The organism is Pseudoalteromonas sp. GW168-MNA-CIBAN-0100 (assembly GCF_040309225.1).
GTDB lineage: Bacteria > Pseudomonadota > Gammaproteobacteria > Enterobacterales > Alteromonadaceae > Pseudoalteromonas > Pseudoalteromonas arctica.
Window position 1 is genome coordinate 1 of the sequence record NZ_JBEOOL010001193.1, and the last position, 230, is coordinate 230.

A 230-nucleotide genomic window follows, 5' to 3' on the forward strand; every position below is an offset into this window, starting at 1 on the left:
TGCATGGGTAGAAGTGTATTTAGATAATGAAGGCTGGCAAATATTTGATGCCACAGCGGTGGTTGCTCCCGATAGGCTTACAGGATCGCTTTCACAAAATACTGAGTTAAATAATGAGTTTAAAAGCAATCTCGACTTTGGTTTAGTTAGTTTAAGTAACTTTGCAGCTATTAATTGGCTAAGGCTAGAGCTAGAAAACTTAGATTATAGGTGGTCTAGCTGGGTACTTG

Annotated in this window: 1 pseudogene; it reads left to right on the top strand. The window is 38.7% G+C overall.

Annotated elements, in window-relative coordinates:
- Positions 1–230, top strand: a pseudogene (locus AAEY62_RS25175) (DUF3488 domain-containing protein); the annotation flags it as partial.